Raw genomic sequence first — 17,842 nt, forward strand, 5'->3', positions numbered from 1 at the left:
GAAGCCGGGCCCGACACGACCCGCACCCGGCCACCGACCCCAGCCGACTCCTCCGTGCTCCGTCGCCGCCCGGGTGAAGCTCAAGGTGAACGCGCTCGGCACCCGCCGGGCTCAGCCGATCACCGATGACAGGTAGGCGCCCAGAGCGCGCTTCGTCTCCGCGGTCACCGCCGCCAGCTCCTCGCCTTCGGCGGCGCCCATGATCAGGGGTAGCAGGCCCCTGAAGAGGTGGACCGCGACCTCCGCCGTCCGGTGGCGCTGGTCGGGTTCCAGGTGCGGGGCGCGGGTCTTGAAGATCAGGTCGAGGCGGTCGAACATCACGTTCTGCGCGGGTTTCTTGGCTCCCGCCAGCTCGGGGGAGAGGTCAGGATCAGCCAGCAGGGCCGGGAAGCCGGGGTTGGCGCGGTCGAAGGCGATCAGGGGGTCGATCACCCGGTCGATCAGCTCGTCCAGGGGCAGCGAGGCCAGCGCGGGGTCGAACGCCTCGCCGTGCGCGGCCCTCAGGCGGTCGACGTAGCGGGCCATCAGCGCCTCCGCCAGCTCCTCCTTGTTGCCGAAGAACTGGTACAGCGTCCCCGGCGAGGCCCCCGCCCGCGCGGCGACGGCGTTGGTGCTGGCGCCCTTGAACCCCTTCTCGGCGAAGACCTCGGCGGCCGCGTCCAGCAGCTGCTCCATGCGCCTCTGGCCGCGCGCCTGCCGCTTCCGCGCCGGTTTGGGCGTGTCCTCGGTCACGAATCGCCTCTCGGTATCGAAAACACGAGTAAGTGCTCGTATTTTTAATACGAGCAATCACTCGTCTTTTAAGCATACGTCGGTCGGGAGACCCCACATGACCTCCACCGCCCAGCATCCTAAGCAGCAGCCGACCCAGGCGCCCTCGGCCCTGCACCGCCTCGGCCGCTTCACCGTCCGCCGCGCCCGCCTCATACTCACGACCGCGCTCCTGTTCTTCATCGGCGCCGCCGCCGTCGGCTCGGGCACCCTCGACGCGCTCGTGCTCTCCCGGTTCGAGGCGCCCGGCTCCGAGTCAATCGTCACCGGCGACGAGCTCGACGAGCGGTTCGGCGTCGGCTCGGCCAACTTCCTGCTCCTGGTCACCGCCGAGAACGGCGACGTCGACTCGCCCGAAGCCGCCGAGGCGGGAGCCGAACTGGCCGCGGCCCTCCAGGCGCACCCCCGCACCGCCACCGTCGACTCCTACTGGGACGCGCAGGCGCCGAGCCTGCGCGGCGACGACGGCTCGCAGGCGCTCATCCTCGCCTACATCCCCGGCGACGTCACCGACATCCGCCAGAACGTCCTGCCCGAGCTCAAAGACGACTTCACCGGTGAGTCGGGGGCGGTCGCCGTCGCCGTCGGCGGCTCCGACGAGCTGTTCCGCGAGGCCGCCGAGACCGCCCGCTCCGACTTCCTGGTCGCCGAGGCGATCGTCCTGCCCGGACTGCTGATCCTGCTCGTCGTCCTCTACCGGCGGCCGGTCGCCGCGCTGCTGACCCTCGGGGTCGGGCTGTTCTCCCTGGCCGCCTCGCTCGCCCTCATGCGCGCGATCGCCGCCGCCACCGAGGTCTCCACCTTCGCGGCCAACATCGTCCTGGTCATGAGCGTGGGCCTGGCCGTCGACTACTGCCTGTTCATCGTCAACCGCTACCGCGAGGAGACCGAGACCGGACTCGAACGCGCCGAGGCCGTGGCCCGCGCCGTCGCCACCGCCGGGCGCACGGTCGTCTTCAGCGCCGTCACCGTCGCCGTCAGCCTTTCGGTGCTGCTGGCCATGCCGTTCCCGTTCCTGCGCTCCTTCGCCTACGCCGGCATCCTGGTGCCCTTCACCGCCGTGATCGGAGCCGTCCTCGTCCTCCCGGCCGCCCTGGCCCTATGGGGCCACCGGGTCGAGTCGCGCGGCAGTGCGAGACCGGTCGAGCGCAGCCGCTGGTACCGCCTCGCCGACGCCGTCATGCGCCGCCCGATCCTGTGGGGCGCGACCGCCCTGGCGCTGGTGCTGCTGCTGGCCTCCCCGTTCCTCGGCGTCCGCTTCGGCGTCCCCGACGAGCGCGCCCTCCCCGAGGACGCCGACTCCCGCCAGGTCGCCGACCAGGTCACCGCGAACTTCGCCGCCGAAGCCTCCGACGCCCTCCAGATCCTGGTGACCGACCCCGGGCCGGACCTGGCCGCATACGCCGCCGAGGTCTCGGCCGTCCCCGGCATCGTCCAGGTCGACTCGGCCGCCGGCCGGTTCGTCGATGGCGAGCAGGTCGCCGACGGCGACGCCGCCCGGTTCGCGGCCGCCGACGACCGCACCTGGATCGAGGCCGTCCCCTCCGGCGACGCCATGCGCGCGGACCCCTACGGCATGGTCGAACGGGTCCGCGCCGTCGAGGCGCCCTTCGCGGTCTCGGTCTCGGGGTACCCGGCCGACCTGGCCGACTTCCGCGACGCCCTGCTCGACCGGCTCCCGCTCGTGGTGGCCCTGATCGTGCTGGTCACCTTCGCGATCCTGTTCCTCATGACCGGCAGCGTCGTCGCCCCGCTCAAGGCCACCGTCCTCAACGCGCTGTCGCTGTCGGTCATGTTCGGGGCGCTGGTGTGGATCTTCCAGGACGGGAACCTCTCCGGACTGCTCGGCTTCACCCCGCAGGGCTCGTTCGAGCCGAGCATCCCCATCCTCATGTTCTGCATCGCCTACGGCCTGTCCATGGACTACGAGGTGTTCATGCTCTCCCGCATCAAGGAGGAACGCGACCGCAGCGGCGACGAGGTCCGCTCCATCGCCGTCGGCCTCGGACGCAGCGCCCCGCTGGTCACCGCCGCCGCCCTCGTGCTGGCCTTCACCTTCGCCGTCTACGCCACCGGCGACGTGGTCTTCCTCCAGATGCTGGGGATCGGCATGGCCCTGGCCGTGGTCGTCGACGCGACGGTCATCCGCGGCGTCCTGCTGCCGGCGCTCATGCGGTTGACCGGCCGCTGGAACTGGTGGGCGCCGGCGCCGCTGCGAAGGCTCCACGCCCGCATCGGCATCAGCGACTGACTCAGGCCAGACTCGCGCCGACGATGACCGGCTCGGGGCGCAGCCGGACGCCGAACTTGAGTTCGACCTCGTCGGCGACCTCCATCGCCAGCGCCAGCACCTCGGCGCCGGTCGCGCCGCCCCGGTTGGTCAGGGCGAGCGTGTGCTTGGTGGACAGGCCCGCGTTGCCCCTGCGGTAGCCCTTCTCGAAGCCCGCCGCGCCGATCAGCCACGCCGCCGAGACCTTCACCTCGTCGCCGACCGGCCAGTGCGGCGCCTCGCCGCCGGTCCGCTCGGTCAGCTTCCGGTAGTGCTCGGCGGCGATGACCGGGTTGGTGAAGAACGAGCCGGCGCTCCAGGTGTCGTGGTCGGCCTCGTCGAGCACCATGCCCTTGCCGCGCCGCAGCTCCAGGACCGCCTCGCGGGCCGCCCGCAGCGGAACCCGGTCGCCGACCTCGACGCCGAGGCGCCCCGCCGCCTCGGCGTAGGCGACCGGCCGGGACGACGCGCCCCGCTCGAGCTGGAAGTCGACGTGCATCACGAAGTAGCGGTCGTCGTGCTTGAAGGCGCTGTGCCGGTACGAGAAGGCGCATTCCTCGGCGGACCAGTCGCGGATCCGGTCGGTCCGGCGGTCCCAGACCGCGACCCGGACGATCGTCTGCGCGACCTCCTGCCCGTAGGCCCCCACGTTCTGGATCGGGGTCGCCCCCGCCGAGCCGGGGATGCCGCTGAGGAACTCCACCCCCGCGTACCCGTTCTCGACCGTCCAGGACACGAACTCGTCCCAGTTCTGTCCGGCCTGGACCCGCACCGCGTCCCCGCCGAGTTCGGTGATCCCGCCGCCGCGCAGCAGCACCACCGTCCCGTCGAAACCGGCGTCGCCGACGACCACGTTGCTGCCCCCGGCCAGGACCAGGGTCGAGCCCTCGGCGACGCGCAGCGCCTCGACCGCCTCCTCCGAGGAGGCCGTCTCGACCAGTTCGCGCGCCGGGCCCCCGACCCGCAGCGTCGTGTACTGTCCGAGCGTTTTGTCGGTTATCCGACCCGCTGCGTAGCCCGCGGTCGGCCGGTGGCTGGCGTCCGTCACGCCGCAAAGCCTAAGCTTTATGCAGGCTACGAGGAACGGCGGTCACCATGTCTAAGCCGAGGATCACGGACTACCTGACCGAGTTGAAGAAGGAGGCCGGCGGCCTGCGCGAGATCACGGGCCCCGAGGTCCTCCCGCGTCTGGTGCCCTCCCGACCCGAGGCGACCGTGGCCGGAATCCTGGCCGAACTGGTGCGCCTCTACCGGTGGGCCGCCGACGCGCTGGAGGCCGACGGCGCCCCCGACATACCCGAGCCCCCGGCCGTGCGAGTGGAGCACCCCGAGGAGTTCGACGAGGCGCTCGGCGCCGTCGTCGACGCCCTCGAATCGCACCCGCCCGAGGCCCCGGCCTGGACCTGGGCGCCGGTCGAGTGGCGCTCCGAATTCTGGCACCGCCGGACCGTCGTGGCCACCGGCCTGTCCCGCTGGGACGTGCAGATGGCCGTCGGCGCCACCGCCCCGATCCCGGCCGCGCTCGCCACCGACGCCATCTCCGAGGTCTTCGAGGCCCACATCCCCGCCGGGCACCGCCGCGGCGAATCCGACCACGGCGGCCTGGTCCAGCTGTTCGCCCAGGACGCCGACGCCTCCTGGTTCGTGCGGCTGCGCGACGGCAACATCGCCCTGCTCGACCACCCCGACCCCCGCACCGAGCTTCAGGCCCGCGCCGCCGGATCGGCCTCCGACATCGCCCTGGCCCTGTGGGGCCGGCTCCCGTTCGGCATCTGCGACGTCGTCGGCGACGAGGTCCTCCTCCAGGCCCTCCGCGTGGAGTGAGCCCGGTAACGGTTCTGCATCCATTCACGGAGAACCGGACAAATGTCCACCGGGGACTTGGCAAAGGCATTCCCAAACCGTTAGGCTCGCCACACGCCACGCCGCGGTCGATCCGCCCGTGGCGAGAGCCGCAGCGCAGGGCCGCGCTCCGCGAGGTCCGCACTGCAGCCGGTACAAGCACGCCTTTTACAACGGATCGTCTGGCACGTACCTGCCAGTGAAAGGACCATAAAATGGCCACAGTGACCTATCAGGATGCCACGCGCATCTATCCGGGCTCGGACACGCCCGCCGTGGACCGCCTCAATCTCGAGGTGCAGGACGGCGAATTCCTCGTTCTCGTCGGGCCCTCCGGCTGCGGGAAGTCGACCTCGCTCCGCATGCTCGCCGGCCTCGAAGAGATCGACGAGGGCTCGGTCTTCATCAACGAGACCGACGTCTCCAACCTCCCCCCGAAGTCCCGCGACATCGCGATGGTCTTCCAGAACTACGCGCTCTACCCCCACATGAGCGTCTTCGACAATATGGCGTTCGCCCTCAAGCTGCGCCGCATGCCGAAGGCCGACATCAAGCAGCGCGTGGACGAGGCGGCCAAGCTCCTGGACCTGCAGGACTACCTGGGCCGCAAGCCCAAGGCCCTCTCCGGTGGTCAGCGTCAGCGTGTGGCCATGGGCCGCGCCATCGTGCGCGAGCCGCAGGTGTTCCTCATGGACGAGCCGCTGTCGAACCTCGACGCCAAGCTCCGCGTCCAGACCCGCTCCCAGATCGCCTCGCTCCAGAAGCGCCTGGGCATCACCACCGTCTACGTCACCCACGACCAGGTCGAGGCCATGACGATGGGCCACCGCATCGCGGTGCTCAAGGACGGCCTCCTCCAGCAGTGCGACAGCCCGCGCGTGCTGTACGAGACCCCGTCCAACGTCTTCGTCGCCGGCTTCATCGGCTCGCCGGCGATGAACATCAAGACCGTCTCGCTCACCGAGTCCGGCGCCATGTTCGGCGACACGGCCCTCCCGCTGTCCCGCGAGGTCCGCGACGCGGCCAACGGCGACGGCAACGGCGAGGTCACCATCGGCATCCGCCCCGAGCACTGCAAGCTCGGCAGCGAGTCCTCCGGCGGCATCCCGATCGAGGTCGACCTGGTCGAAGAGCTCGGCTCGGAAGCCTACGTCTACGGCCACGCCGCCTACGACGGCGCCTCGGAGCGCTTCGTGGTGCGCACCGAGTCGGCCAACGTCCCGCGCCTGTCGGAGACGGTGTACGTGGTCCCCGAACCGGGCCACGAGCACGTCTTCCACGCCTCGAGCGGCGACCGCCTGAACTAAGGCACTCCTCCTGGCGGACCGCGCGGGCTCTCCCGCGCGGTCCGTTCCACGTCTCCAGCGCTACGGTTGAGGACATGGCCGCCCCTGGAGTGCAACGGCCGCGCGTGGCGGGGGCCGACGAGTACACCGTCGGCACCGTGCACCACCGTGCGCTCGACGACGGCCGCATCGAGTGCACCGTCTGCCCGCGGGCCTGCCGTCTGCGGGACGGCCAGCGCGGCCTGTGCTTCGTGCGGGCCCGCCACGGCGACCAGATCGTCCTGACCTCCTACGGCCGCTCCTCGGGCTTCTGCATCGACCCGATCGAGAAGAAGCCGCTCAACCACTTCCTGCCGGGCACCCCGGTGCTCTCCTTCGGCACCGCCGGATGCAATCTGGCCTGCCGGTTCTGCCAGAACTGGGACATCTCCAAGTCCCGCGAGATCGACACCCTCACCTCCTCGGCCTCCCCCGAGACGCTCGCCGAGACCGCGAAGCGCCTTGGCTGCGAGTCGATCGCCTTCACCTACAACGATCCGACGATCTTCCTCGAGTACGCCGCCGACTGCGCCGACGCCGCCCGCGAGGCCGGCCTGAGGGCCGTGGCCGTCTCGGCCGGATACATCAATCCGGGCGCCCGCGGCGAGTTGTACTCCCATATGGACGCCGCCAATATCGACCTCAAGGCGTTCACCGAGCAGTTCTACAAGAAGATCGCGTTCGCCTCGCTGAGAACGGTGCTCGACACCCTCGAATACCTGGTGCACGAGACCGAGGCGTGGACCGAGATCACCACCCTGCTGATTCCCGGCCACAACGACTCCGACTCCGAGATAACCGCCGAATGCGAGTGGATCGCCGACCGGCTGGGACCGGACGTGCCCCTCCACTTCACGGCCTTCCACCCGGACTTCAAGATGCGCGACGTCCCGCCGACGCCGCCGGCGACCCTGCGGCGGGCCCGCGAGATCGCAGTGCGCACCGGGCTGCGGTACGTCTACACCGGCAACGTCCACGACCCGGCGAACCAGACGACCTACTGCCCGAGCTGTGGTGAAGCTCTCGTAGTGAGGGATTGGTACCGAATCGACCGCTATGATCTGTCAGATTCCGGACAATGCTCGTTCTGCGGCACCGGCATTCCCGGGATCTACGAGGGTCCGGCCGGAGACTGGGGACCTCGGCGGCAACCGATCCGACTCGCCGCGCCGTCACATAAGTAACAGGAACCGACCACACGCACGCGAGAGACAGACGAACTATGCCCTCGACGAAATCAGACACCGTGAGACCGCCGGCCGTCGCCGGACGGTTCTACTCCGCCGACCCCGACCGGCTCCGAGCCGAGATCACCGGGCTCCTGGCCGCAGTCGAGACCGACCCCGGCGAGCGGCTTGAGGACGCCTACATCGTTCCGCACGCCGGCTACCGCTTCTCCGGAGCCGTCGCGGCCCAGGTCTACGCCCGCCTGGCCGCCCACCGCGACCGCATCCGGCGCGTCGTTCTCGTCGGGCCGTCCCACCACCACCCGCTGCGCGGGCACGCCGCCGCCCCGTACTCGGCCTGGCAGACCCCGCTGGGCCGGGTGAACGCCGCGCCCACCGGCGTCGTCGGCTCCTCGCGCCTGCCGCACGAGGCCGAGCACTCCCTGGAGGTCCAGCTGCCGTTCCTCCAGGTCGCCCTCGGAGACCGGTTCGAGGTCACGCCCGTGGCCGTGGGCATGAGCCAGACGCCCGACACCGCCCGCGCCATCTCCTCGCTGCTCGAGGAGGCCGGCGAGGGCACCGTCCTGCTGTGCTCGACCGACCTGTCCCACTACCACGACGACGAGACCGCCCGGCGGCTCGACCAGTCCACGGCCGCCTCGATCGAGGCCCTGCGGCCCCGCGAGATCTCCACCTCCGACGCCTGCGGCGTCTTCGCGCTCAGGGGCACCGTCGCCTGGGCCGACGCGACCGGCCGCCGCCCCCGCCGCCTGGCCCTGGCCACCTCCGCCGACGCCACCGGGCAGACCGACCGCGTGGTCGGGTACCCCGTCTTCGCCATCGACTCGCCCCGCCTGTGACCTGCGGGGTCCGCGGCGAAACTCGCATGCCGGGCCCGAGACCGGGCATCTACCCTTGAATACGTGACCGAGCACGAGCAGCAGACCACCGAGACCGGCGACGACCTTCCCGAGCAGATGAAGATCAGGCGCGCCAAGCGCGCCGAGCTGCTCGAGTCCGGCAAGGAGCCCTACCCGCTCGGCTACCGACGCACGCACACGCTCGCCGAGCTGCGCGAGCGCTTCGCCGAGCTCGAGCCCGGCGAGTCCTCCGGCGTCACCGCCTCGACCACCGGCCGCGTCATCTTCCTGCGCGAGGCCGGAAAACTGTGCTTCGCGCGCCTGCGCGAGGGCGACGGCACCGAATTCCAGGTCATGCTCTCCCAGGGCAAGCTCGGCAAGGAGTCCCTGGACGAGTGGAAGCACCTGGTCGACATCGGCGACCACATCGGCGTCACCGGCGAAGTCGTCGCCTCCCGCCGCGGCGAGCTGTCGGTCATGGCCGACGAATGGGCCGTCACCTCCAAGGCCCTGCGGCCCCTCCCGGTCGCCCACAAGCCCCTGGCCGAGGAGACCCGGGTCCGCCAGCGCTACGTCGACCTCATCGTGCGCCCCGAGGCCCGCGACAACGCCCGCAACCGCGCCGCGGTCATCCGCTCGCTCCGCGACCAGCTCCACGGCCAGGACTTCGTCGAGGTCGAGACCCCGATGATGCAGGTCCAGCCCGGCGGGGCCACCGCCAGGCCGTTCGTGACGCACATGAACGCCTACGACATGGACCTGTATCTGCGAATCGCCCCCGAGCTCTATTTGAAGCGGTGCGTGGTCGGCGGGATCGACCGCGTATTCGAGATCAACCGGAACTTCCGCAACGAGGGCGCCGACTCCTCCCATTCGCCGGAGTTCGCGATGCTCGAGGCCTATCGGACCTACGGCGACTACCGGACCATCGCCGAGTTGACCAAATCGCTCGTTCAAGGCTCGGCCGAGTCCGTGTTCGGCTCCACCGCGGTCACTCTCGCGGACGGTTCGGCCTACGACCTCGGCGGCGAGTGGGCGGAGACGACCCTCTTCGGGTCCCTTTCCGAAGCGCTCGGAGAGGAAGTGACCGTCGACACTCAGCTGGACACGCTCCGCGCCTATGCCGACAAAGTCGATCTGGACGTCGACCCGCTCTGGGGCCCCGGGAAACTCGCCGAGGAATTGTTCGAGCACCTCGTGGTCGACAAGCTGGATGCGCCCACGTTCGTCTTCGACTACCCCGAGGAGACCAGTCCGCTCACTCGCGGTCACCGCGCCACTCCCGGACTGACCGAGAAATGGGACCTCTACGCCCGCGGTTTCGAACTGGCCACCGGCTATTCCGAGCTGGTCGACCCGGTCGTCCAGCGTGAACGCCTGGAAGCCCAGGCCAGGCTGGCAGCAGGGGGCGACGACGAGGCCATGCGCGTCGACGAGGACTTCCTCAGGGCGATGGAATACGGCATGCCGCCGCTGTGCGGTATGGGCATGGGAATCGACCGCCTGCTTATGGCGCTCACCGGACTCGGCATCCGAGAGACCATACTCTTCCCGCTGGTGAAACCAGAATAAAGAAAGAGGGGCCTTCCCTTTCGCTCAAACGCTCCCGAAGAGACAATTCGCCTCGCGAGCGGCATCGAGGAGGCAGAATGATTTCCCGAGAGGGGCCCTCTTTCGGTTCTCTAAGGGACTCGTATATGCTCTGGCACTAACAACGGTAGCCGCTAAGCGCGAGTCGCTTCACAGCGAGAGGAATTTGCCATGGCGAAGAAGACACAGGTCATCCTGATTGACGATATCGACGGCGGTAAGGCCGAGGAGACCGTCAAATTCGCTATCGACGGGCAGGCCTACGAGATCGACCTTTCCGCCTCGCACGCCAATGAACTGCGCGAGTCCCTGGCGAAATTCCAGGAGCACGGCACCCGGCTGGGACGTTACAGCGTTGGCATCACCCGCGGACCGGCCCGCGGCGGCTCCGGGCGCCGCCAGGCGGTCGACCGCGAGCAGAACAAGGCCATCCGCGAGTGGGCCGAGCGCAACGGCAAGAAGGTGTCACCGCGCGGCCGGATTCCCCAGAGCATCGTGGAGGAATACAACGCGGCTCACCGCTAGAGGCCCGGCGGCCCCATCGGCTCGACGCCCGCGACCGGAACGGTCGCGGGCGTTCGCCGTACGCGGCCCGCTCGGGCGAATCTCCGGTCGTCGCACCCGTGAGGCACTATTGCGCTCACAGCGAACGGCATTTCTCCGGGAATGCCCGGACGAGCACACTTGTTGTTCAGCCATGTGGCACCGGCGGCCGACGGCCTCGGGAGATAAGGTGTACCCACAGGGTTCTATAAGCCACGACCAGTGAGAATCGACGAGAAGCGGCGCCACCTCGGCGAAGCTTGCGAGCCGTAGATTTGCAGTGCGAGGAGCAGAAGCGCATGTTTGAACGGTTTACCGACCGTGCCCGACGCGTGGTCGTCCTGGCTCAAGAAGAGGCCAGGATGCTCAACCACAACTACATCGGCACGGAGCACATCCTCCTCGGCCTCATCCACGAGGGCGAGGGCGTGGCGGCGAAGGCCCTGGAGAGCCTGGGCATCTCCCTGGAAGGCGTCCGTCAGCAGGTCGAGGAGATCATCGGCCAGGGCCAGCAGGCGCCCAGCGGCCACATCCCCTTCACCCCCCGGGCGAAGAAGGTGCTGGAGCTGAGCCTGCGCGAGGCCCTGCAACTGGGACACAACTACATTGGTACCGAACACATCCTCCTGGGCCTGATCCGCGAGGGCGAGGGCGTGGCCGCGCAGGTGCTCATCAAGCTGGGCGCCGACCTCAACCGGGTCCGCCAGCAGGTGTTGCAGCTGCTCTCCGGCTACCAGGGGAAGGAGCCGGCCGGCGCCACCGCCGGGGGCACCTCCTCGGAGTCGCAGCAGTCCGGCTCGCTCGTTTTGGACCAGTTCGGCCGCAACCTGACCCAGGCCGCCCGCGAAGGCAAGCTCGACCCGGTCATCGGCCGGCAGCGCGAGATCGAGCGCGTCATGCAGGTGCTGTCCCGCCGGACCAAGAACAACCCGGTGCTCATCGGCGAGCCCGGCGTCGGCAAGACCGCCGCCGTCGAGGGACTGGCCCAGGCGATCACCAAGGGCGAGGTCCCCGAGACGCTCAAGGACAAGCAGCTCTACACGCTGGACCTGGGCGCCCTGGTGGCCGGCAGCCGCTACCGCGGTGACTTCGAGGAGCGCCTGAAGAAGGTCCTCAAGGAGATCAAGACCCGCGGCGACATCATCCTGTTCATCGACGAGATCCACACGCTCGTCGGGGCCGGCGCCGCCGAGGGCGCCATCGACGCCGCCAGCATCCTCAAGCCGATGCTGGCCCGCGGCGAGCTCCAGACGATCGGCGCGACCACGCTCGACGAGTACCGCAAGTACCTGGAGAAGGACGCCGCGCTCGAGCGCCGCTTCCAGCCGATCCAGGTCGCCGAGCCGAGCCTGTCGCACACCATCGAGATCCTCAAGGGCCTGCGCGACCGCTACGAGGCCCACCACCGGGTCTCGATCACCGACGGCGCGCTGGTGGCCGCGGCCACCCTGGCCGACCGGTACATCTCCGACCGGTTCCTGCCGGACAAGGCCATCGACCTGATCGACGAGGCCGGCGCCCGGATGCGCATCCGCCGCATGACCGCGCCGCCGGACCTGCGGGAGATCGACGAGGAGATCGCCGAGACCCGCCGCGACAAGGAGTCGGCGATCGACGCCCAGGACTTCGAGGCCGCCGCGAGCCTGCGCGACACCGAGAAGCGCCTGCACGAGAAGCGCGCCAAGCGCGAGCAGGAGTGGAAGGCCGGCGACCTCGACCAGGTCACCGAGGTCGACGACGAGATGATCTCCGAGGTCCTGGCGAACTGGACCGGCATCCCGGTCTACAAGCTCACCGAGGAGGAGACCTCCCGCCTGCTGCACATGGAGGACGAGCTCCACAAGCGCATCGTGGGCCAGACCGACGCGGTCAAGGCCGTCTCCCAGGCCATCCGGCGCACCCGCGCCGGCCTGAAGGACCCGAAGCGGCCCTCGGGCTCGTTCATCTTCGCCGGCCCCTCGGGCGTCGGCAAGACCGAGCTGGCCAAGGCCCTCGCGGAGTTCCTGTTCGGCTCCGAGGACTCGCTGATCCAGCTGGACATGTCCGAGTTCCACGACCGGTACACCGTCTCCCGCCTGGTCGGCGCCCCTCCCGGGTACGTCGGCTACGACGAGGGCGGGCAGCTCACCGAGAAGGTCCGCAGGAAGCCGTTCAGCGTGGTCCTGTTCGACGAGATCGAGAAGGCCCACCCGGACGTGTTCAACACGCTCCTGCAGATCCTCGAGGACGGCCGACTGACCGACGGCCAGGGCCGCATCGTCGACTTCAAGAACACGGTGCTGATCCTGACCACGAACCTCGGTTCGCGGGACGTCGGCAAGGCCGTCACCCTCGGCTTCCAGGCCGGGGACGAGGCCGAGAACGACTACGAGCGGATGAAGGAGAAGGTCTCCGACGAGCTGAAGAACCACTTCAGGCCGGAGTTCCTCAACCGCATCGACGACACGATCGTGTTCCCGAAGCTGTCCGAGCCCGAGATCGTCGAGATCGTCGACCTCATGGTCGAGCGCATCGAGACGCAGCTGGCCAACCGCGACATGGCGCTGGAGCTCACCGACAACGCCAAGCGGTACCTGGGCCACAAGGGCTACGACCCGGTCCTGGGCGCCCGGCCGCTGCGTCGGACGATCCAGCGCGAGATCGAGGACGAGCTCTCGGAGAAGATCCTGTTCAACGAGTTCGTGGCCGGTCAGATAGTGCTCGTCGACGTCGAGGGCGAACCGACCGACATCGAGAACGCGCGTCTGACCTTCCGCGGCGCCGACAAGCCCGAAGGGGTCCCGGACGTGCCGCCGACCGAGCTGGCCGGCGAGCGGGCCCCCAAGAGCCCCGGCGCCGGGACCGGCACGATGCCGCCCAAGAGCCCGGGCACCGGGCCGCGCGGCGGCATGGCCGGAGAGGGCGGCGCGTAGCGGCGCCGCAGAACTGAAGAGGACGACCGGCCGGGGCGGGACCTGCGAGGGTTCCGCCCCGCGCCTTTCGAAGGAGGAGCGGTGGAAGCAACGGCCAGGCCCGAACCGATCTGCGAGGTGGTCGTCACCGGCCCCCGCACGTCCATGATGCAGCTCATGGTCGAGACCCTGCTGCAGGAGCGGCTGGTCGCCTGCGGGCAGCGCTCCGACTGGGTTCACTCGACCTTCCAGTGGGACGGGAAGGTCGACCACGAGCGGGAGGAGCGCATCCGCTTCCACACGCGGGCGTCGCTGTTCGGCGAGCTGTCCGCCCGCATCGACGCCCTCCACCCGTACGAGGTCCCGTGCGTCGTGTCCTTCCCCGTCCAGGACGCGAGCCCGGCCTACCACCGCTGGGTCGTGGCCGAGACCCGGGAGGCCGCCTAGATCTCGGTGACCACCTGCGAGGCCCCGGCCGCCGTCATCGGTTCGGCCTTGCCGGGGCGGTTGGCGTAGCCGATCGTGGTCACCCCGACGGCGCGGCCAGCCTCGATGTCGGTGACCGAGTCGCCGATGAAGCACGCCCGCGAGGCGTCGACGCCGGTCGAACCGAGCGCCTGGAACAGCAGGTACGGGTCGGGTTTCATCCTCCGCGGGCGGCCGTAGGGCCGGGCCACCACGGCCGACAGGTAGCGGTCGAGGCCCGCTCCGCGCAGGTACTTGCCGATGGCCCGCGGGCAGTTGTTGCTCACGATCGCCACGGCCTTTCCGAGCCGGTGCGCCTCGGCGATCAGCTCGGGCGTGCCGGGCGTGGCCGAGGCGGTGTCGACCGCGTCCATCTCGGCGCGGCACAGGAACTCGTCGACGCTGTGGACCGACTTGCGCGGCAGCGCCTCGGCGGCCGAGCGCAGTACCTGGAGCGGATCGGACACGCCCTTGAGGTCGGCGGCCAGGGACGAGGAGAACCCGCCGATGAAGTCCACCAGTTCGGCGGCGACCGCGGCGGCCGGACGGCCGGCGAAGACCCCGCACACCGGTCCGTCGAAGTCGAGCAGGATCAGGGAGGCGTCCTTCAGGACTGCTTCGCGATCGAGTCTCATCTCACTCCCGAATTCACCATGCCCATGATACGCAGGCGAACTCGCCGGTAACCCGATGCTCCCGCGGGACCGGTCCCGCCACCGGAGCGACTCGTCCCCCGCGCGAGCGACGGGAGAGTGTCCACCGAACGGGGATGATGCCGGGGCCCCGCCTCCATAGCCTCGTATGCGGGTTCGGCGCCCGAGACCGCCGGGACCAAGAGCTCAGACGCCTACCGCAATTTGGAGGAACGGCATGAACCGCAGGAGGATCGGGACGTCGGCGACCACAGTGGCGGGCTTCCTGCTGGCGGGTGCGGCGATCGCCGGCTGCTCGGAGATGGGCGATGCGGTCGAGGAGTTCGAGTCGGACATGGACGAGGCGGTCGAGGACGTCGAGGCCGCGCTGTTCACCGGCACCGAGACGTTCACGATCGGGGACCACACGGTGAACATCTCGTGCTCCGGCGACCCCGAGGCCGACGGGCCGATCGTCCTGCTCCTGCACGGCGGCGGCGACGACCTGACCGCGATGGCCGACTTCCAGGAGGCGATCAGCGCCGACCGCCGGGTGTGCTCGTACGACCGGCTCGGCGCGGGCTCGAGCGACCAGCCGGACGGCCCGCAGGACTATGCGGCAGTCGGGGAGACCCTGACCGGCGTCATCGACAAGGTCGCCGGCGGCGACCCGGTCGTGCTCGCGGGCCACTCCATGGGCGGCCTGATCGCCGCCAGGTACGCCCCTGGCCACCAGGATCTGGTCGCCGGCCTGGTCCTGCTGGACGCCACCTCGCCGACCGTGGTGGCGGACATGGAGGACCGGATTCCAAAGGACGCGCCCGAGGCCTCCGCCGCGCTGCGGGAGCAGACCTTGGCGATCTACGCGGGACAGAACCCCGAGCAGCTGGTCTTCACGGACGGGGAGGTCGAGTCGGCGGGCGACATCCCGGTGCGGGTGATCCAGCACGGGGTGCAGTACCTCGCGCAGGCGGACCCCGAGTACGGAGAGGGCTTGGAGGAGGACTGGACCGCGGGCCAGAACGACTGGCTCGACGTCTCCACCGGCAGCCGCCTCGAAACCGCCGAGGGCAGCGGCCACTACATCTACGTCGACGCGCCCGACCTCGCCCTGGAAGCCGTCGAGGACGTCGCCTCGCGCGCCGAGAGATGAACCCGGACGCACCCCGCCGTTGAGACGGACATAGAAAACGCCGGGGCGGCTCGAAAGGTCGCCCCGGCGTTTTGCCTGTTCAAGTGGCGGAGGATAGGGGATTCGAACCCCTGAGGGCTTTCACACCCAACCCGCTTTCCAAGCGAGCGCACTAGGCCACTATGCGAATCCTCCGCCGGGAAGCTTACCCGATACCGTCTCCGGGTTCCCAGAGGGTGAACGGCGGTGACCTCGGCGACTCGGGCGCCGCGCCCGGCTTGGTGCGGCGGCCGTAGTGAGGTAACCTGTTGTCCGTCCCTCATGCGGCGTCATCTTGTGAACCTCCCCAGGGCCGGAAGGCAGCAAGGATAAGCGGGCTCTGGCGGGTGCGTGAGGGACCCAGCCGCCTTAGCTCAGTCGGCAGAGCGATTCACTCGTAATGAATAGGTCGACGGTTCGATTCCGTCAGGCGGCTCAGTTATAGACCTCGGGAGACCGGGGTCTTTTTCATTGCGGTGCCTCGGGCGGGAGGGTGACGGTGACCTTCGGGCCGCCCTCGGGGCGCGGTTCGGCATTGGCCTCGCCGCCGTGGGCCCTGGCCACGGCCCTGACTATGGACAGGCCGAGCCCGGCTCCGTCGCCGGTCGCGACGCGTTCGGCGCCCAGGCGGCGGAACGGTTCGAAGGGCGATTCGACCTCGTAGGCGGCCACGGACGGGCCCGAGTTCTCCACCTCCAGGACCGCCGCGCCGGCGAGCCCCTGAGGCGCGCGGTGCCCGCCTCCCCGCACGGGGAGGCGGGCACGTCTCCGGTCCGGTCTAGAGGTACTGGTCGACGACCGGGATCAGCAGATCGGCGATCCTCCGGTGCCCGGCGTCGGTCGGGTGGACGTTGTCGTGGGTGTCGGTCGCGGGGTCGACCCAGCCGGTGGTGTCGACGTAGTGGACCCGCTGGTCTCCCGCGGCGTTGCGGTCGGCCACGGCGTTCTGGACCTCGGTCAGCAGCCGTTCGCGGAAGACGCCCATGGCGAGGATCTCCGCGTCCGGGTACGCCTGGCGGGCCCGCTCCAGCAGCAGCAGGTAGTCGGCCTCGAACTCGGCGGCGCTCACCCGGTTGTTGGTGCCCAGGTTGATCACCACGACGTCGGTGTCGTAGGAGGAGAAGTCCCAGAGCCGGTCATAGTCCTGGTTATCGGTGCGCAGGAACCACTCGACCATGCCGCGGCAGTCGTAGGTGGACACGCACGCGCCGCCCTCGGCGACCTGCATGTGGGAGGCGCCCAGGGCCTCGGCGGTCAGCCACGGGTAGGTCGTGAACGGGCGGTCGCCGTTCGGCTGTCCCACCGTGATCGAGTCGCCGATGTACTCGATGTGGTGCTCGGGCCGCTCCATCGGGAGCGTCTGGCCGCCGGAGAGGATGAACCCTCCGAACGCCGGGTCGCCGTTGTAGGAGCCGGCCAGTTCGCGGAACCCGATGCGGATCGTGTGGGAGCCGCTCAGGCCGCTCGCGACGGTGACGTCGCCGGAGACGTTCCGCATCCACTGCTCGGGCGCGCCGTCGATCGAGTAGTACATGTCGATCGTGCCGCGCAGGTGGACGCCGACGGCCGAGCCGGTGAAGGCCGCCTCGACGTAGCCGCCGGCCCAGCCCATGGTGCGCCAGGATCCGGCGTCGGCCCAGCGCCCGTAGTACTGGAGGTTCGGATCGGAGGCCGAGCCGTCCCCGGACTGCCCGTCGTCGTCGGCCGGGGTCAGCCGCCAGCGCTGGGTGTCGAGGCCGTTGCGCTCGTACTGGGAGACGCGGCCGCCGGGCTCGGTGGCCCCCTCCCAGTTGTCGAGGGCCAGGCCGGAGTTGCGGTTGACGAGCTCGAAGGTCCCGTCGGACTGCTCGTTCACCTGCCACTGCTGGTTGGTCCCGCCGTTGGACGGCCATTGGACGACGTCGGCGCCGCCCTCGGTGCTCTTGGCGTAGACGTCGAGCGCTTGACCGCTGTGCCGGGCTTCGATGCGGTAGTGCCCGTCGCCTGCGTCGACGAACCGGAACTGCTGGTTGTCCGCGCCGGTGGGAGTCCACAGCAGCGCCGCGGCCCCGGACTCGGAGGAGGCGCCCTCGATGTCGACGGCGAGACCGGAGTGGACGTTGACGATCGAGTACCACCTGCCGGTCTCGACCGCGGCGTGGGCGCCGCCCGCGAAGAAGGTGAACCCGGTCGCGGCGAGGACCGCGGCGAGGAAGACGGACGGCCATCGGACCGGCCGCCGGAGTGGGGGAGTGCTCAAGGTGTTCTCCTATTCGATGTATTCGAATATGTTGGAATTATTAGGATACCGTTTGCCAGTGAGGGGCGCCATGGCCGA

15 protein-coding genes, 2 tRNA genes and 1 other RNA gene are annotated in these 17,842 nt (G+C 69.8%); 12 read left to right on the forward strand and 6 right to left on the reverse strand.

The genetic code is table 11. From position 1 onward, the window contains the following. Positions 1–111: 111 nt before the first annotated feature. Positions 112–732, reverse strand: coding sequence for a TetR/AcrR family transcriptional regulator (locus tag JFB92_RS22040; protein ID WP_199043690.1), 621 nt, complete (start codon positions 730–732; stop codon positions 112–114). A gap of 97 nt (positions 733–829) precedes the next feature. Between JFB92_RS22040 and JFB92_RS22045 the strand changes: the two genes are divergently transcribed. Then, entirely contained in the window at positions 830–3,022 is a 2,193-nt protein-coding gene (locus JFB92_RS22045; RefSeq protein WP_199043692.1) for an MMPL family transporter, read from the forward strand. Between the two features lies 1 nt (position 3,023). Here JFB92_RS22045 and JFB92_RS22050 read toward each other — a convergent pair whose 3' ends face one another. Further along, positions 3,024–4,088, reverse strand: coding sequence for a UDP-N-acetylmuramate dehydrogenase (locus JFB92_RS22050; RefSeq protein ID WP_307789248.1), 1,065 nt, complete (start codon positions 4,086–4,088; stop codon positions 3,024–3,026). A 47-nt stretch (positions 4,089–4,135) separates the two neighbouring features. Here JFB92_RS22050 and JFB92_RS26355 point away from each other — a divergent pair, with 47 nt between their 5' ends. From JFB92_RS26355 to cutA, 8 genes are all read left to right on the forward strand, one after another. Next, entirely contained in the window at positions 4,136–4,864 is a 729-nt protein-coding gene (locus JFB92_RS26355; RefSeq protein ID WP_199043693.1) for a maleylpyruvate isomerase mycothiol-dependent enzyme family protein, read from the forward strand. Positions 4,865–5,097: 233 nt separating this feature from the next. Continuing rightward, a complete protein-coding gene (locus tag JFB92_RS22060) occupies positions 5,098–6,189 on the forward strand; it encodes an ABC transporter ATP-binding protein (protein WP_199043694.1) in 1,092 nt (363 codons plus the stop codon). A gap of 74 nt (positions 6,190–6,263) precedes the next feature. Continuing rightward, the gene (gene amrS, locus JFB92_RS22065) at positions 6,264–7,391 is read left to right on the forward strand and encodes an AmmeMemoRadiSam system radical SAM enzyme (RefSeq protein ID WP_199043695.1); all 1,128 of its coding nucleotides are present in this window, start codon (positions 6,264–6,266) and stop codon (positions 7,389–7,391) included. A gap of 62 nt (positions 7,392–7,453) precedes the next feature. Beyond that, entirely contained in the window at positions 7,454–8,233 is a 780-nt protein-coding gene (amrB, locus tag JFB92_RS22070; protein ID WP_199043696.1) for an AmmeMemoRadiSam system protein B, read from the forward strand. A gap of 117 nt (positions 8,234–8,350) precedes the next feature. Further along, complete coding sequence (gene lysS / locus JFB92_RS22075; RefSeq protein WP_199043736.1) at positions 8,351–9,805, forward strand: lysine--tRNA ligase; 1,455 nt, start codon at positions 8,351–8,353, stop codon at positions 9,803–9,805. Positions 9,806–9,994: 189 nt separating this feature from the next. Then, complete coding sequence (locus JFB92_RS22080) at positions 9,995–10,348, forward strand: histone-like nucleoid-structuring protein Lsr2 (protein ID WP_199043697.1); 354 nt, start codon at positions 9,995–9,997, stop codon at positions 10,346–10,348. A 317-nt stretch (positions 10,349–10,665) separates the two neighbouring features. Next, positions 10,666–13,278 carry an ATP-dependent Clp protease ATP-binding subunit gene (locus JFB92_RS22085; RefSeq protein ID WP_233163665.1) on the forward strand — a complete coding sequence of 871 codons (2,613 nt, stop codon included), beginning with the start codon at positions 10,666–10,668 and terminating at the stop codon, positions 13,276–13,278. An 81-nt stretch (positions 13,279–13,359) separates the two neighbouring features. Continuing rightward, on the forward strand, positions 13,360–13,704 hold the full coding sequence (cutA, locus tag JFB92_RS22090) for a divalent-cation tolerance protein CutA (protein ID WP_199043698.1): 345 nt from the start codon (positions 13,360–13,362) through the stop codon (positions 13,702–13,704). Here the strand turns inward: cutA and JFB92_RS22095 are convergent. Continuing rightward, the gene (locus tag JFB92_RS22095) at positions 13,701–14,357 is read right to left on the reverse strand and encodes an HAD family hydrolase (protein ID WP_199043700.1); all 657 of its coding nucleotides are present in this window, start codon (positions 14,355–14,357) and stop codon (positions 13,701–13,703) included. The genes cutA and JFB92_RS22095 overlap by 4 nt on opposite strands. A gap of 235 nt (positions 14,358–14,592) precedes the next feature. Between JFB92_RS22095 and JFB92_RS22100 the strand changes: the two genes are divergently transcribed. Next, positions 14,593–15,507 (forward strand): alpha/beta fold hydrolase, encoded by a 915-nt coding sequence (locus JFB92_RS22100; protein WP_199043702.1) that lies wholly within the window; start codon positions 14,593–14,595, stop codon positions 15,505–15,507. Positions 15,508–15,591: 84 nt separating this feature from the next. On the opposite strand, the gene JFB92_RS22105 is transcribed toward JFB92_RS22100, so the two are convergent. Beyond that, a tRNA-Ser gene (locus JFB92_RS22105) sits at positions 15,592–15,681 on the reverse strand. Between the two features lie 116 nt (positions 15,682–15,797). Here JFB92_RS22105 and ffs point away from each other — a divergent pair. Continuing rightward, positions 15,798–15,891, forward strand: an RNA gene (ffs, locus tag JFB92_RS22110) — signal recognition particle sRNA small type. After that, positions 15,889–15,961 (forward strand) — tRNA-Thr (locus tag JFB92_RS22115). Before ffs ends, JFB92_RS22115 begins: the two co-directional genes overlap by 3 nt. 32 nt (positions 15,962–15,993) lie before the next feature. Here the strand turns inward: JFB92_RS22115 and JFB92_RS22120 are convergent. Continuing rightward, positions 15,994–16,275, reverse strand: a complete 282-nt coding sequence (locus tag JFB92_RS22120) for a sensor histidine kinase (protein ID WP_199043704.1) — start codon at positions 16,273–16,275, stop codon at positions 15,994–15,996. 28 nt (positions 16,276–16,303) lie between these two features. Further along, positions 16,304–17,764, reverse strand: coding sequence for an RICIN domain-containing protein (locus JFB92_RS22125; protein WP_199043706.1), 1,461 nt, complete (start codon positions 17,762–17,764; stop codon positions 16,304–16,306). Positions 17,765–17,842 lie beyond the last annotated feature (78 nt).

Source organism: Glycomyces salinus (genome assembly GCF_016428645.1).
Classification (GTDB): Bacteria; Actinomycetota; Actinomycetes; order Mycobacteriales; family Micromonosporaceae; genus Glycomyces; species Glycomyces salinus.

What these genes read in the sequence shown, in the direction of transcription:
- JFB92_RS22045 (WP_199043692.1), top strand. Translation starts at nt 830, where the DNA reads ATGACCTCCACCGCCCAGCATCCTAAGCAGCAGCCGACCCAGGCGCCC.
- JFB92_RS26355 (WP_199043693.1), top strand. Translation starts at nt 4,136, where the DNA reads ATGTCTAAGCCGAGGATCACGGACTACCTGACCGAGTTGAAGAAGGAG.
- JFB92_RS22060 (WP_199043694.1), top strand. Translation starts at nt 5,098, where the DNA reads ATGGCCACAGTGACCTATCAGGATGCCACGCGCATCTATCCGGGCTCG.
- amrS (WP_199043695.1), top strand. Translation starts at nt 6,264, where the DNA reads ATGGCCGCCCCTGGAGTGCAACGGCCGCGCGTGGCGGGGGCCGACGAG.
- lysS (WP_199043736.1), top strand. Translation starts at nt 8,351, where the DNA reads ATGAAGATCAGGCGCGCCAAGCGCGCCGAGCTGCTCGAGTCCGGCAAG.
- JFB92_RS22080 (WP_199043697.1), top strand. Translation starts at nt 9,995, where the DNA reads ATGGCGAAGAAGACACAGGTCATCCTGATTGACGATATCGACGGCGGT.
- JFB92_RS22085 (WP_233163665.1), top strand. Translation starts at nt 10,666, where the DNA reads ATGTTTGAACGGTTTACCGACCGTGCCCGACGCGTGGTCGTCCTGGCT.
- JFB92_RS22095 (WP_199043700.1), bottom strand. Translation starts at nt 14,357, where the DNA reads ATGAGACTCGATCGCGAAGCAGTCCTGAAGGACGCCTCCCTGATCCTG.
- JFB92_RS22100 (WP_199043702.1), top strand. Translation starts at nt 14,593, where the DNA reads ATGAACCGCAGGAGGATCGGGACGTCGGCGACCACAGTGGCGGGCTTC.